This window comes from Pseudomonas corrugata (assembly GCF_001269905.1).
Lineage (GTDB): Bacteria > Pseudomonadota > Gammaproteobacteria > Pseudomonadales > Pseudomonadaceae > Aquipseudomonas > Aquipseudomonas corrugata.
The window spans coordinates 149,305-163,006 of sequence record NZ_LHVK01000004.1 but is presented as its reverse complement, the minus strand read 5'-3'; the positions used below and the strand labels follow the sequence as shown (position 1 = coordinate 163,006).

Sequence of the window (13,702 nt, the reverse complement as noted above, 5' to 3'; positions counted from 1 at the left end):
ATGCGCAAGCGCTGGGTTGGGTGGCTGTTGTGCTTGATGCCTGCGCTGGCGACAGCGCAGGCCGAACCGTTGCGCCTGGCCTTCGACGGCCAGTTGCTGCGGGTGAGCCAGACCCAGGTGCTCGATCGCCAGCCATTGCCCGATTCCCTGCAGGCCCCGCTCGGCAGTCTGTGGAAGCTGTTTGTCTACGCGTGGCTGGTGGATACCGATGCCCACGAGCCGGCCTATGAGTGCCGCGGGGAGTCGAAAGAAGAGGTTTATTGCTGCAGCGCGGGGAAAAGCATCGGTCGCGATCAGGCACTGGTGAAGTCCTGCGGCTTGTATTTCGAACCGCAGCGGCTTGGGCTTTCGGCCGCCAGTTGGCGTGACTACTGGCAGGCCCGTCAGGCCCCGGCTTGGCTGCTGGACCTACCAGCCCTGCAACCTCAAAAACAGGTTCCCGTCGCGCAATTGCTCAAGGCATTGGCGACACTGCCGGCCCAGGACCAGGCCCGTCGGGTGCTGCTGGACGTGGTACTCAATGCGGCGGATGGTCGTCTCGTCGGGCAACTGGGCAGTCGCTTGCGGGTCAAGACCTGGAGTTGGCTGGGCGACCAGGGACCTTCATCGCGCCAGGGCGGTTTCGCCGGTTGGCTGGCCGATGGCACGCCCGTATGGGCCGGTGGCCGCGGCACCAGCCAACAGATCCTGAGGGCATTTGGTGATGGCCTGGCCACTGCGCTGCCGGCACACTGGCCGGCCGAAACCGGGCGCTGCGTGGAAGTGAGGTTGTTTGCCCGTTATCCATTGCAGCGGGTCATGTCGGGCAGCCAGCCAGCCTCGCCGGGTCAATTGCGGGGTGACTACCGCGCCGAGTTCACCAATGGCAACCAGCTGGATATCCACAGTGATGGCGAGCTGTTCCTGACGCCCGGCAAACTGGTGGCGCGCCTGGATCGGGAAGAGTACGTCGCCCGGGTTTTGCAACGCGAGGCCAAGGCCGAGCCCGCCGAAGCAGCCAAGGCCCTGGCAGTGGCGATACGCACCTACCTGCTGCAAAACGCCCAACGTAACGGCGATTGTCTGAGTATCGACGACAGCAGCCATCGCCAGCGTGTTGCTCCACGCCCGGCGGCACCGCAAACCCGCGCCATTGCGGCCTGGACGAGCGACCTGGTCCTGGCCGGCACCGATGTCACCTACCACTCCGATCAATCCGGCCCGGACAAATTGTCCTGGCTGCAAGCTGTGGAACAAGCCAACGCCGGCCAACGCTACGACGCCATTCTGTTGCATGCCTACCCGCGTGCCAGTCTCAGCCGCTGGGACAATCCGGTGGCATCCTGCGAAGCACTGCCGGCCGCCCAGGACTGGCTGCTCAAGCAGCGTCGAGGCTGGCGGTCCAGACTGGAAAGCGAAGTGGGCTACAACGAAATCAGCTCATTCGCGGTGTGCCGCGTCGCGTTCGGCCGGCCTTACGTCGACCGTGAACGCCAGCGCATCTATGTCCGTGGCGTGCTGTCGCTGCAGGACCGTCTCGACCTGACTCACGAATATTTGCACCTGGCCTTTGAAGCTCACCCCAACGGCCAGGACGAAGACTATATCGAAGGGCTCGCCCGTCACCTCTTGCTGGAATAGACCATGACACTCCGTTATCCACAGGTCTTGCTGTTGCTCTGCGCCATGACCGCGTTGCCCCTGGCCGTTGCTGCCGATGGGATCAAACTCGACACTCCGATTGGTGGGTGGCGCAGCGGGGCGCCGGGCGGCGAAGGTGAGAACTTCAGCCAGACCGTCAATTACCCGGCCTCGTCGGTCAATACGCCCCAGGGCCAGGCCAACACTGCACGCATCACTGGTCAGATCAAGGCCATGCCCAAGGACAGCAACGAGCCGGGGAAACTCATCGTCAACGGTGTGGCCCTGCCGCTGAAGCTCGATGAGGAAGGTCGCTTCGACCGGCCGTTCTCGTTCCCCAACGGCAGCAATAGCGTCGAAGTGCGCAGCCCTGATGGCCTGCATCGTCATCGCACCCAGTTCCTCAACACCAGCGGCGGCGCCACCCCGGCCAAGCTGCGGGTACTGCTGACCTGGGACAGCGACGGCACCGACCTGGACCTGCACGTCATCACCCCGGACGGCGCCCACATCTGGTACGGCGACCGCGTCGCCCCCAACGGCGGCGCCCTCGACGTCGACGTCACCACAGGCTACGGCCCGGAAATCTTCGCCATGCCCGCGCCGATCAAAGGCCAATACCTGGTGTATGTGAACTACTACGGCGGCGGTTATCGCTATCAGGAAGACAGCGAGGACGGTGAGGGCGGTGGAGAACAAGCGCAACAAGCCTTGACCACCGCACAGGTCACCGTGATCACCGAAGAAGGCACCCCGAACGAGAAGATGGAAACCTTCGTCGTGCCGATGCGGGCGGTGGGCGAGCTGACGTTGGTAAAAAGTTTCAGCTATCCGTAAGCCGCCATCGGTAGCCACAACTAATGCCGCAGCCTGTGGAGATATTCTGTGGGAGCCGAGCTTGCTCGCGATGACGGTTTTGCATCCAACATCGATGCAAGCTGGCCCATCACCATCGCGAGCAAGCTCAGCTCCCACAAGAGCGTCGGCATTTATGACAGATAAAAATCTCACGCGTGAGCTATTGTGAGGTTCAGAGCTTACCTGTAGTGTTTCTCACGCGTGAGTTATTCACAGTGGGGTCAGTACCATGTCAACCAGCTCTCCATCAGATCCGCCTGACGGGTCTGTGACCGATTCAGCGAGCCGCACGGGAGAGCGCGCCAAACCCTCCGCGAAAAAGCCGTCGAGCTTCTACATGAAGCAGATGCGCGCGGGCCTGAGTGCCGCCGGGTATGTGAAACACGAGACTTGGGTGCTTCCCGAAAACCGAAGCCTGCTCAAGCAAATGGAGAAACAGCTACGCCAACCGATTCTGGCTGGCTCATTCATGTTGGAGGAATACATGAGCGCAGGTAACAACTGGAACATTGATCGTCTCTACAGCGCCCTTCAGGCCCTGGACGAAGTGGTCGCGAGCGACATCACCCTTTCCCTCGTGCAAGGCTCCGAATCCAGCATCAAGCTGGAAATGAACGACTTCGGTGGCTTGCCGATTTACATCGCGGTGGTCGGTGACCAGATTATCGTCGACACCGTCCTGGTGGACGTCGAGTCGATCAACGATGTCGCGGCATTCAATGACGCCGTGCTGCGCAGCCGGGAAATGTTCCCTCTGTCGTCCATCGGCATCGAGACCATGCCCAACGGACAGGTTGTCTACAACATGTTCGGTGCGTTGAGCTCCGACTCCAGCCTGACCAACGTCGTGACCGAGGTCAAAACCCTCGTCGACAACGTCCAGCGCGCCAGCGAAGCCTTCGAACGCTTTTTCATTTAATTCGCCGAATAGGAACCATCCAATGACTCAGTCCATCTGGAGCAAGTTGTTCACCGCACTGCGTGGCGGTGCCAACGAAGTCGGCGAGTCGATCGTCGACCAACAAGCCCTGCGCATCCTCGACCAGGAAATCCGCGATGCCGACAGCGCGCTGGCCAACGCCAAGCGTGAACTGGTTACCATCATGGCCAAGCACAAGTTGGCGACTGATCGCGTCGGCGAATACAACGCCAAGATCAAGGACCTGGAAGCCAAGGCCCTGGCCGCGATCCAGGCCAACCGCGAAGACTTGGCGCTGGAAGTGGCCGAAGCCATTTCGACCCTGACCAACGAACTGGACGCCGAGCAAAAGCACGCGACCGAATTTGGCGGTTACGCGGACAACATGCGCAAAGACATCTCCAAGTCCGAAGCCCGCATCAAGAGCCTGCGTCAGCAGGTGGATATGGCCAAGGCCCGCGAAAGCGTGCAGAAGGCCCAGGTAAGTGCCTCGATCGCCAGCGGCGGCGCCAATGGCAAGCTGGAAACCGCCGTCGGCACGCTCAATCGCCTGCAGGCCAAGCAACAGCAACGGGCCGCTGAACTGCAAGCCCAGGACGAACTGGCCGAGGCTTCGACCGGCTCCGACCTGGAGCGCAAACTGCGCGATGCTGGCATCACGCCAAACGAAGGCAGCGCCAATGCGATCCTGGAACGCCTGAAGAAAAAATCGGCTGAGTAATCGGTTCGCGCACAGCAAACCTGTAGCGAGGGATGCTCGCTGGACTTTGTAGGAGCTGGCGAAGCCTGCGATCTTTTGATCTTTCGCTTGAGATTCAAGTGTGGGTGGAAAGATCGCAGCCTCGTTGCACTCGACAGCTCCTACACAGCTCCTACGCAGTTCCCTTGCCACAGTAGTGTCCGGCACCCGACGGATTTAATTGTGGTGAAGGTACTTTTATCCAAGCTGCGCAGCAGGTTTAATGCTGTCCGGCCACTATGCTCGAGCCGTCAGACGTCAGTGCGATGACCTCGCCAGGAACAAAGCCCCACGGAGTCAGGGACGAAATGTCGATTTTTCTTTTGTTGCGCACGTTCGCTGCGTCCTTCTTTCATCGGTTCGGCTGGGCGGGCCTGGCCATTGCGGTGGGCGTGCACCTGGCCACGGCCTGGATCGGCCTGGTGCTGCTGGGCGAGCAACACCTCATCGCCGCCGCCACATTTATCTACTTCTATCTCACCACCACGCTCACCGTCGGCTATGGCGATTTGTTGCCACAGACATCCGCCGGGCGAATTTTCGTGGCGACCTGGATCATGCTCGGGGGCATTGCCCTGTTGACGACGGTCATCGGCAAAACCACCAGCAGCGTCATCGATGTATGGAGAAAAGGCATGAAGGGCAAAGGCGATTTCACCGGCAACGTCGGCCACACGGTTCTAATCGGCTGGGAGGGCGCCTCCAGCGAGCGGGTCATCGAATTGCTCCTGCAGGACGAAACCTCCAATGACAACCTGATCGTCATCTGCGACTGCGATCTCGAAGAAAACCCCATGCCCGGCAAGACTTCGTTCATCAAGGGCGATAGCCTGTCCTCCGTCGCGTTGTTGCAGCGTGCCGGCGTGCCGGGGGCCGAACGCGTGCTGGTACGAACCCACTCCGACGACCTGACCCTGGCCACGGTGCTGGCGGTCAATCAACTGGGGCCGATCGGGCATGTGGTCGCGCACTTCAATGACAGCGAAATCGCCGCTCTCGCCAGCGCCTACGCCCCCAGTCTGGAATGCACCTCCAGCATGGCTATCGAAATGCTGGTGCGTGCCTCCCAGGACCCTGGCTCGTCGGTAGTCATCAACGAATTGCTCTGTGTCGGCCAGGGCGCCACTCAGTACCTGATGAAGCTCCCCGAGGCGTTTGAAGCGACGTTTGGCGAGCTTTATGCCCGGCTGAAAGAGCAGCACAACGCTACGCTGATTGGCTATCGCGCCCAGGGTGCTCGCCAGCCGTCGATCAATCCGCCCGGCGCCACCCGAGTCGTGGGTGGCGAGCTTTTCTACATCGCCTCCGCGCGTCTCAAGGAAATTTCCCATGGGGTGGTTTAAACAGTTGATGGGGCTTGAAGCCCCGAACGCGAACACCGCCAGTCATAGCGCGTCTGTCACCGGGCCTCTTGGCCTGGCCTCCGGCAAGCAGGTCATGTTCGATGCGACGCTCAAGTTGTTGCTCGACGGCAACAGCACCGTGGTCATCCCGGCCTCCCAACAGATCTGGAGCTTGGGCATCGTCGACCTCGGGCAGTCGAACTGGCTGTCGCGCTGCTACATGAACGACGAAGACTACTGGCTGCAAGTGCACACCAGCGGCGATATCGCAGGGCAGGTCGAGTCGGTGATCCTGTTCAACTACCTCAGCTACGTCACGATCAACAGTGAAGCGGAGTTGCGTCGCCTGGCCGGCCCTGAAAGCCTGATCGGCCTGCCGACCTACACCCACGATGGCGTCCAGTACTCCCGCGAATGGGGTACCGAGGCTGGCCAGACAGAGTTGGTGGCGTTGAGCGAGCGCGTGAGCAATCCGGATGAGTCCTACAGCATCGAGCACCGTTCGATGCTGTACGCCCGCGACACCGGCCTGACGGATCGCCGGGAGTTCCTGCTGTTCTCCGTTGAAGAAGACGCCGAAGGCGCCGTCAGCCTGAGTACTTCGCTGGGTATTTCGCTGTACACCACTGACCTGAACACTCTTTGAATAAGGAAGAAATCCATGCTTGAAGCGCTCTCCATTTCCCTGAACAAAGCCGCCGTGCTCGGCTTTGTCTTGTACATCCTCGGCGCCGCCGTGCTGTTCGCGTTGTTCCAGTTCATCTACACCCGCGTCACGCCGCACAAGGAATTCGAACTGATCCGCTCGGGCAACGTGGCTGCGGCCATTGCCCTGGGCGGCGCCGTCATCGGTTTCGCCATTCCGGCCAGCAACGTGATCGCCTACTCGATCAACATGCTGGATTTCGTCGTCTGGGCAGTGATCGCCGCTGTCGTCCAGTTGTTGGCGTTCCTGGTCACCAGCCTGGTGCTCAAGGGCGCTTCCGCGCGCATCAAGAACGGTGAAATCGCCGCGGGTATCTACATCGCCGCCGTTGCCATCAGCGTGGGCATGTTGAACGCCGCGTGCATGACGCCTTCCTCGAACTGATTGCGCCACGGAGAACCCGATGAAACGAAGCAAGTACGTCCAGCTTTCGCTGGCCGCGTCGGTCGCCCTGGCGATATCCGGCTGTGGGCCAACGGAAAAAACCTACAAGTTGCAGAAGAAGTACAACTTCCAGTCCGTCCAGCAATGTGTCGATGAAAAGCTTCCGGTTGACATCTGCGCCGACGCCTACATGACCGCCATGGCCGAGCATCGTCGCATCGCGCCGACCTACGTCAGTCAGGCCGATTGCGATGCTGACTTCGTCCCCGATTGGTGCCAGCAGGACTCATCCGGCCAGTTCATTCCCAAGCTGGGTGGTTTCGAACTGAGCGCCGATGGCGAAGTCACACAATCCCAGGTCGACGCCGCCCGGGCCCAATTGCCGGCTTCGGAAGCGAACGTCGGTGGTTCGGGCTTCGGCAACCTGCTGACTGGCATGCTGATCGGCAATATGTTGAGCGGCAACCGCAACAGCTATTACTCCGAGCCGGTTTACCGTTACCGCGATGATCGCGGCAACTTCGGGTCTTCGACGCTCAGCCAGCGAGTTTCCCGAGGCTCGACCTTCACCAAGTCCAACCAGGCGCGGTACGGCAGCTATACCGACTCGATCAAGACCAGCAAGCCGATGTCCGTCGCATCCTCCACCTCTCGCGGTGGCTTCGGCAGCAAGTCCAGCGCCCGCAGCGGTTGGGGCGGTTCGAGCAGCTTTGGCGGCTGAGGAACGAGGGCCATGAAGAAGATCCATTGCGCAGAACGTCATGATTGGAAACAGACCGCCGAGCAACTCGGCTTTCTGTTCCACACCATCGACGACGAACCCTATTGGGACGAAAGCGCGTACTACCAGTTCACCCTCAAGCAGATCGAGGACGACCTGGAAGACCCGACCACCGAGATCCATGAAATGTGCATGGACCTCGTGGCCCGCGTGGTCCAGAGCGAAGAGTTGCTGGAACGTTTGAGCATTCCCGCGCCGTTCTTCGACCTGGTGCGCACTTCATGGCTTGAAGGCCACCCGCACTTGTATGGGCGCATGGACTTCTCCTACAACGGCAGCGGCCCCGCCAAGCTGTTGGAGCTCAACTACGACACGCCGACCAGCCTCTACGAAGCGGCGGCGTTCCAGTGGGGCTGGCTGGAGCAATGCATCGAACGCGGCTTGCTGCCGGCTCATGCCGACCAGTTCAACAGCATCGATACCAAGCTGCACCAGGCTTTTGCCCAGTTGCAGCTCAAGGAGCCGTTTTATTTCGCCTCGATGAAAGGCTCGGTGGAAGACAAGGGCACCACGGACTACTTGCGCCTGATCGCGGAAAAAGTCGGCATTGAATCGCGGCACATCGATGTCGAAGACATCGGCCTCAACAGTGACGGGCGTTTTGTCGACCTGCAAGAGCGCTGGATTCCCCACCTGTTCAAGCTGCATGCCTGGGAGTTCATCTTCCACGAGCCGTTTGGCGCCGCGATTGCCCAATGTGACACGCAGTTTTTCGAGCCGGCCTGGAAGTCGATCATCTCCAACAAAGGCATCCTGCCGCTGCTGTGGGAATTCAACAAAGGCCACCCGAACCTGCTCGCGGCCCACCTGGATACCGACACGAGCAAAGCGGTGCCCAAGGGCTGGGTGCGCAAGCCGTTCTTTTCCCGGGAAGGTGCCAACATCGAGCTGCAAACCGCTGATGGCCTGATCGTGAAGGAAGACGGCCCGTACACCGACGCGCCGTTCATCCTCCAGGAATTTGCCCCGTTACCGAAGTTCGACGACAGCTACACGCTGATCGGCTCCTGGGTCATCGGCGACCAGGCCGCGGGCATTGGTGTGCGGGAAGACAACAGCCTGATCACCAAGGATTCCAGCCGGTTTCTGCCGCATCTGATCCTTGACTGATACCGTGGCAAGGGAGCTTGCTCCCGCCGGGCTGGACTGTACGAGCTGCCGAAGGCTGCAATCTTTTGATCTTTCGCTTGAGACTCAAGTGTCAGGGGAAAGATCGCAGCCTCGTTGCACTCGACAGCTCCTACTCCTCAGGTCCACCAGTACCGCACCAGATGGAAGAAGATCGGCGCGGCGAAGCACACCGAGTCCAACCGGTCGAGCATGCCGCCATGGCCTTCGATCATGTGCCCCCAATCCTTGACGCCACGGTCGCGCTTGATCGCCGACATGACGATGCCGCCGGCAAACCCCAGCAGGTTGATCAGCAAGGCGATGAGGAACGACTGCCAAGGGTTGAACGGCGTGATCCACCACAGCGCTCCACCAATCAGCGAAGCCAGGAAAATACCGCCGGCAAAGCCTTCGACGGTTTTCGACGGCGACAGATTCGGCGCAATCTTGTGTTTGCCGAACAGCTTGCCGCACACGTACTGCAGCACGTCCGACAATTGCACCACGATCACCAGGTACGCGATCAACAGCAGGTTGCGTCCCTCAAAACCGGCGATGTCCAAGGTCAGCAGTGCCGGGACGAAGGAGATGCAGAACACCGCGATCATCAGTCCCCACTGCACCTTGGAAGCACGCTCCAGGAAGTGCGTGCTGTCGCCCCCCAGGGACGCCAGGATCGGCAGCAGCAAGAACACGTACACCGGGATAAAGATCGAAAACAGCCCGTACCAGTCGTAGTAGATCAGCAGGTACTGCAGCGGCAGCGCCAGGTAGAACGCGGCCACCAGCGCCGGATAATCGCTGCGTCGGGTCGGTGTGAGGGTCAGGAATTCCCGCAGGGCATAGAATGACACCGCGTAGAACAGCAGGATCACCGCCGCATTGCCGAGCCAGAACGCGACGCCGATCACCAGCACCATGATCCACCAGGCGTTGATTCGCGCGTTGAGGTTGTCGATGACCGAGTTCGGCGTACCTTTGGTCTTCAGCTTGAGAATGAAACCGATCAGCGAGGCCAGCACCAGAATCGCGCCAATCCCGCCAAACAACATCAGGGTATATCGATCCATCAGACGTGCTCCGGGGCCAGTGCCAGCAGCGCGGCGCGGCTGCGTTCAAGGAAATGCTCTTTGCTTTCACCCTCTTCGATGCACAGCGGTGCGCCGAAACTGGTGGTGCACAACAGCGGCAGGGGCAGCACGCGACCCTTGGGCATGACACGGTTGAGGTTGGCGATCCACACCGGAATCACCTCGACCTCGGGGTGGCTCTTCATCAAGTGATAGATCCCGCTCTTGAACGGCAACAAGCCTTCGTCGGGGTTGCGCGTGCCTTCGGGAAAAATGATCAGCGAGTCGCCATTTTCCAGGGCTTCGAGCATCGGCTGCAGAGGGTTGTAGGACGGGTCCTTGCGCTCCCGATCCACCAGCACGCCGTTGAACACCCGGTTGATGATGTAGCGACGCACCGGGCTCTTTTGCCAGTAATCGGAACCCGCCACGGGCCGGGTGAGCTTGCGCAGCGCCGGCGGCAGCGAGGCCCAGAGCAGCACGAAATCACCGTGGCTGCTGTGGTTGGCGAAATAGATCCGCTGCACCGGCTGCGGCGCGCTGCCGAGCCACAGGCTGCGGGCGCCCGTGACCATGCGGGCCGCGGAGGTGATGAGGTTGGCAACGACGGGTTCGAGCATGAGGATTCCTTATCCTGTAAAAGCTAACCAAGGGCTGGCCAGGATGAAGCCCAGCGTCAAGACAATCTGTGCGGCCAATAACAGCGACTGCCTGCGCAGCAACCGCAAGGCGCCGTGGCTGCGTTCGCTCCAGGGGCGGCCAGCGCGTTCGGCCGGCTGAAGGCCTAGCGTGCTCAAGGCCTGATCCAGTGCCTGGGTGCGTTCGGCCAATGGCTGGATACCGTCAGCCACGCGCTGGAACAGATCGGCATCGAACGCCACGCACAACGCCCAGTATTTTTGCAACACGCCGAGGCTGAACAGCGTGATGCTGAACAGCAGCAACCAGGGGTCGACGCTGCCCACCAGCCATTGCCCCAACCCCAGCAGCGCCGCCAGCAGGGTCAGACCGGTGGAAAACTGGTCCAGCGAATGGCCTCGACGCAACAGGCTCGCCACGGCGTGCAGTTGCATATCACTGCTCATGGCGACGGCCTTTGCGCAGTGGCTCCAGCGCCTGACGGTGCGCCTGATGCAAAACGATATGGGGGCGGACGCGCTGGAGCTGCACAATCGCGGCATCGACACTGGCCGCCCGGCCACTGTGCAACAGCCAGGCGATCACGGCGGTGGCGCTGCGCGAATAACCCAAGGCGCAACAGACCAGCACCGGCCCTCGCTGGCGCAGTTGTTCAATGGCCCGCGCGGCCTCCAGGCATTGCTCGCGGGTCGGTGCCGTGAGATCGAGCACTGGCAGCGAGCGATAGGCAATCCCGGTGCTGTCCATGGACATTTCGGCACAGAGGTCGAGCACCCCGGTAAACGCACTGTCTTTCAACTCCAGTGGCGTGGGAATGCGACCCAGCCAGACGTTGTCGGTCACGTGATCCGGCTGCGGATGGTTGCGCGTCCACCAGCGGGAATTGATCCAGGCGGCGGCGAGATACGGCGCCAGCAACCAGCGTATCGCTGGGCTCAGTTGGCCATCGGCCCGCTTCTGGAAGCCGCCGGCATCGAACAGCAGATAATTGAGCGCCACAAACAGTACCGCCACCGCCGGCCAGATCAGCCAGAGCCATGCGCCGCCAAAGGCGAGCGCCGGGATGAACAGCGCCGCCGCACCCACGCCATAGCGCAGGGCCAATTGCAGACGGCTGCGATCAGACGTCAGGCGGGCACTCTGCAGCGGGCTCGGCCGGTCCAGCGGCCACAACCAGACACACAGCCAACCGGCCAGTGCGCCTGTCGGTACATCGACAAAGTGATGCTGATAAGTGGTCAGCACCGACACGCCAATCAACGCGAACCAGCCGTGCATCACCCAGCGCCATACGCCCCGCAAGTGCCGCTCATAGCAAACCCAGAGAATCACCAGCAAAGCGATGTGCAACGACGGTGCCTGGTTGAATGGCTTGTCAAAACCGGCCAGCACCTCGAACAGCCAACCAAACACCCCGTCCATCTCCGGCCGGGGGAAGGTGAAGCGCAGCGGCCAGATCAGGAAGCAACTGACCGCAATGGCCTGGGCCGTGAGCAGGCGCAGGGCGTGGCGCTTGAGTTCGGCGCGGCTGGTGGGCAGCAACAGCGACAGGCCGTAAAGCAGGTCGATCGACCAGTAAGGCACGATGGTCCAGGCCAGGAACGGCATGTGGCTTTCCCAGCCGAACACCAGGCTGTCGACGTCGCTGCGCTGGGCCGTCACCCAGGTGGCGAAACCGTAGGTGCTGAAGAACAGCGGCGCGAGCAACAGCAGCCAACACACCGCCGGTTTCAGCAGGGCAGGTTCGCGGGGCGGTGCGATGACGGCACTCATCACTGCACGCGCTGCGCCAGCGAAACGCTAAAGATGCCCCACTCATCGACCCGCAGGGTGATCTTGCGAAAGCCCGCTGCCTCGACCAATTGATCCATTTCGGCCTGGCTGCGCCGACGCATCACCCAGGCTTGGCCGGCACGGTGGCTGGTGAGGGCGCGGGCAATCAGTTCCAGTTGCGGGTGCCATGGCTGGCCGGTGTAGACCAGGTAACCGCCAGGCTCCACCGCTTCAGCCAGGCCGGCGAGCGAGCCGCCGACCATCTGGTTATCGGCAAACAATTCGTACAGGCCAGACACTACGGCGAGGGTCGGCTTGGGCTCCAGCGCCGCGAGATCCTGGCGGTCGAAGGCGTCGCCTTTGACGAACCGGGCGATGTCACCCAGGCCTTTTTCGACGATCAGCGCGCTGCCGTCGCGCACGTTGATATCGCTGTAGTCGCGCAGCAGGATCGACTCAGGCAACGGGCTGACGCCTTGCAGCGCCTCGAGAATGTAACGGCCATGACCGGCGGCGATGTCGACGATGCGCACCTCGCGATTCTCTTCGCGCAACTTGCCCATCGCCAGGCGCAGCAACTCCTCGACGTTCAGCTTGCGCTGGCGAATGCCGCGCCAGCCGATGGAGTTCAGGTAGTTCTGGTCGATCATCTTGCCAATCGGCGAGGTGCCGGTGGGGCGGTTGCGGTAGACGTAGTCCAGGGTGCTGCCGGAATCGAAACCGGTGTCGAAACCCAACTTCACCCCGGCCGACAGCTTGCTGCCGAAGCGCATGCTGGCGCGGGTCATGCGCCAGTACAGGTCGCGCAGTGAATTGTGGGGCAGGGGTGTCGCCAGGGCTTCGGACTCGGCACAGGTCGCGCCGATGCGGTCCGCATCCAGCAAGGAAGGACGGTCCAGCGGGCGGGCGAAATTCTGCAGGATGAAACGGCGTGCACTGGCGACGGCCGGCGCGCGGTTCTTCTCGCCCAGGGTGTCGTGGAAGAATCCCGGCAGAATGTGTTTTTCCTTGTGCAGGCTGCCCAGTCGCTCGAAGAACTGTTCCTGGGGTTTGCGATGCACCACAAAGTCGGAACCGGAGATCAACAGCTGCGTCGGCACCTGGATCGCCTGGGCATCGGCGACCACACGGTCGGCGGCTTCGTACAGGCCCAGCAGCACGTTCACCGAAATCGCCTTGGTGATCAGCGGATCGCTGTCATAGGACGCCACCCGTTCCGGGTCATGACTGAGGAACTTGGCCTTGACGTAGCTGTTGACGAAGAAATTGCCGCGAAATTTGCGCATCAACGCCAGGCCCGGGCGGGCGAAAGGCACATACAGCTTTACCTTGAACGCCGGCGATGCCAGCACCAGCGAGCGAATGCGCGGCGCATAATCGTGGACCCAGGTGGACGCAATTACCGCGCCGACGCTTTGCGCCACCACGGCGATGTTTTGCTCGTCGATCTGATGCGCCGCGCCGATGTGGTCGCAGAAGGTCTGCACGTCCCGCGCGCTGGTGGCGAAACTCGGACTGTCACCGCGTTCTCCGGGAGACTGGCCATGGCCGCGGGCGTCCCAGGCAAAGAAGTCGAAACCGGGCAGGTCCAGCTCATCCACCAGATGCGCAATGCGCCCGGAGTGCTCGTGCCCCCTGTGAAACAGCAGCACAGCCTTGCTGGGTTCGCCCGGGTCCGCGGCCACGGCTGGCCAGTGCCGATAAAACAATTCCACGCCATCATGGGTGGTGAATGTCCGGTCTTGAGCTTCGCGCATTGC

At 61.5% G+C, this 13,702-nt stretch carries 14 protein-coding genes; 9 read left to right on the top strand and 5 right to left on the bottom strand.

Going from position 1 to position 13,702, the window contains the following annotated elements:
- From AD665_RS06275 to AD665_RS06235, 9 genes are all read left to right on the top strand, one after another.
- Positions 1-1,620, top strand: a complete 1,620-nt coding sequence (locus AD665_RS06275) for a DUF2300 domain-containing protein (protein WP_024778378.1) — start codon at positions 1-3, stop codon at positions 1,618-1,620.
- A 3-nt stretch (positions 1,621-1,623) separates the two neighbouring features.
- Positions 1,624-2,457 carry a YfaP family protein gene (locus tag AD665_RS06270; RefSeq protein ID WP_053191406.1) on the top strand — a complete coding sequence of 278 codons (834 nt, stop codon included), beginning with the start codon at positions 1,624-1,626 and terminating at the stop codon, positions 2,455-2,457.
- A 358-nt stretch (positions 2,458-2,815) separates the two neighbouring features.
- Positions 2,816-3,397 carry a YjfI family protein gene (locus AD665_RS06265; RefSeq protein ID WP_024778380.1) on the top strand — a complete coding sequence of 194 codons (582 nt, stop codon included), beginning with the start codon at positions 2,816-2,818 and terminating at the stop codon, positions 3,395-3,397.
- Between the two features lie 22 nt (positions 3,398-3,419).
- On the top strand, positions 3,420-4,118 hold the full coding sequence (locus tag AD665_RS06260) for a PspA/IM30 family protein (protein ID WP_024778381.1): 699 nt from the start codon (positions 3,420-3,422) through the stop codon (positions 4,116-4,118).
- A gap of 326 nt (positions 4,119-4,444) precedes the next feature.
- Positions 4,445-5,479 (top strand): ion channel, encoded by a 1,035-nt coding sequence (locus AD665_RS06255; RefSeq protein WP_024778382.1) that lies wholly within the window; start codon positions 4,445-4,447, stop codon positions 5,477-5,479.
- A complete protein-coding gene (locus AD665_RS06250; protein ID WP_024778383.1) occupies positions 5,466-6,125 on the top strand; it encodes a DUF2491 family protein in 660 nt (219 codons plus the stop codon). Before AD665_RS06255 ends, AD665_RS06250 begins: the two co-directional genes overlap by 14 nt.
- Positions 6,126-6,140: 15 nt before the next feature.
- On the top strand, positions 6,141-6,569 hold the full coding sequence (locus AD665_RS06245) for a DUF350 domain-containing protein (RefSeq protein WP_024778384.1): 429 nt from the start codon (positions 6,141-6,143) through the stop codon (positions 6,567-6,569).
- Between the two features lie 19 nt (positions 6,570-6,588).
- Positions 6,589-7,290 (top strand): DUF1190 domain-containing protein, encoded by a 702-nt coding sequence (locus tag AD665_RS06240; RefSeq protein ID WP_024778385.1) that lies wholly within the window; start codon positions 6,589-6,591, stop codon positions 7,288-7,290.
- 12 nt (positions 7,291-7,302) lie between these two features.
- Positions 7,303-8,460 (top strand): glutathionylspermidine synthase family protein, encoded by a 1,158-nt coding sequence (locus AD665_RS06235; protein WP_053191404.1) that lies wholly within the window; start codon positions 7,303-7,305, stop codon positions 8,458-8,460.
- A gap of 137 nt (positions 8,461-8,597) precedes the next feature.
- On the opposite strand, the gene AD665_RS06230 is transcribed toward AD665_RS06235, so the two are convergent.
- From AD665_RS06230 to AD665_RS06210, 5 genes are read right to left on the bottom strand one after another with little or no spacing between them, the layout of a single operon-like run.
- On the bottom strand, positions 8,598-9,530 hold the full coding sequence (locus AD665_RS06230) for a phosphatidate cytidylyltransferase (protein ID WP_024778387.1): 933 nt from the start codon (positions 9,528-9,530) through the stop codon (positions 8,598-8,600).
- Positions 9,530-10,150, bottom strand: a complete 621-nt coding sequence (locus tag AD665_RS06225) for a lysophospholipid acyltransferase family protein (protein WP_024778388.1) — start codon at positions 10,148-10,150, stop codon at positions 9,530-9,532. Before AD665_RS06225 ends, AD665_RS06230 begins: the two co-directional genes overlap by 1 nt.
- A 9-nt stretch (positions 10,151-10,159) precedes the next feature.
- Positions 10,160-10,615, bottom strand: coding sequence for a hypothetical protein (locus AD665_RS06220; protein ID WP_053191403.1), 456 nt, complete (start codon positions 10,613-10,615; stop codon positions 10,160-10,162).
- Positions 10,605-11,942: a phosphatase PAP2/dual specificity phosphatase family protein gene (locus AD665_RS06215; RefSeq protein ID WP_053191401.1), complete on the bottom strand. Its 1,338-nt coding sequence runs from the start codon at positions 11,940-11,942 to the stop codon at positions 10,605-10,607. The genes AD665_RS06220 and AD665_RS06215 overlap by 11 nt, the downstream gene beginning before the upstream one ends.
- Positions 11,942-13,699 carry a bifunctional alpha/beta hydrolase/class I SAM-dependent methyltransferase gene (locus AD665_RS06210; protein WP_024778391.1) on the bottom strand — a complete coding sequence of 586 codons (1,758 nt, stop codon included), beginning with the start codon at positions 13,697-13,699 and terminating at the stop codon, positions 11,942-11,944. Before AD665_RS06210 ends, AD665_RS06215 begins: the two co-directional genes overlap by 1 nt.
- Positions 13,700-13,702 lie beyond the last annotated feature (3 nt).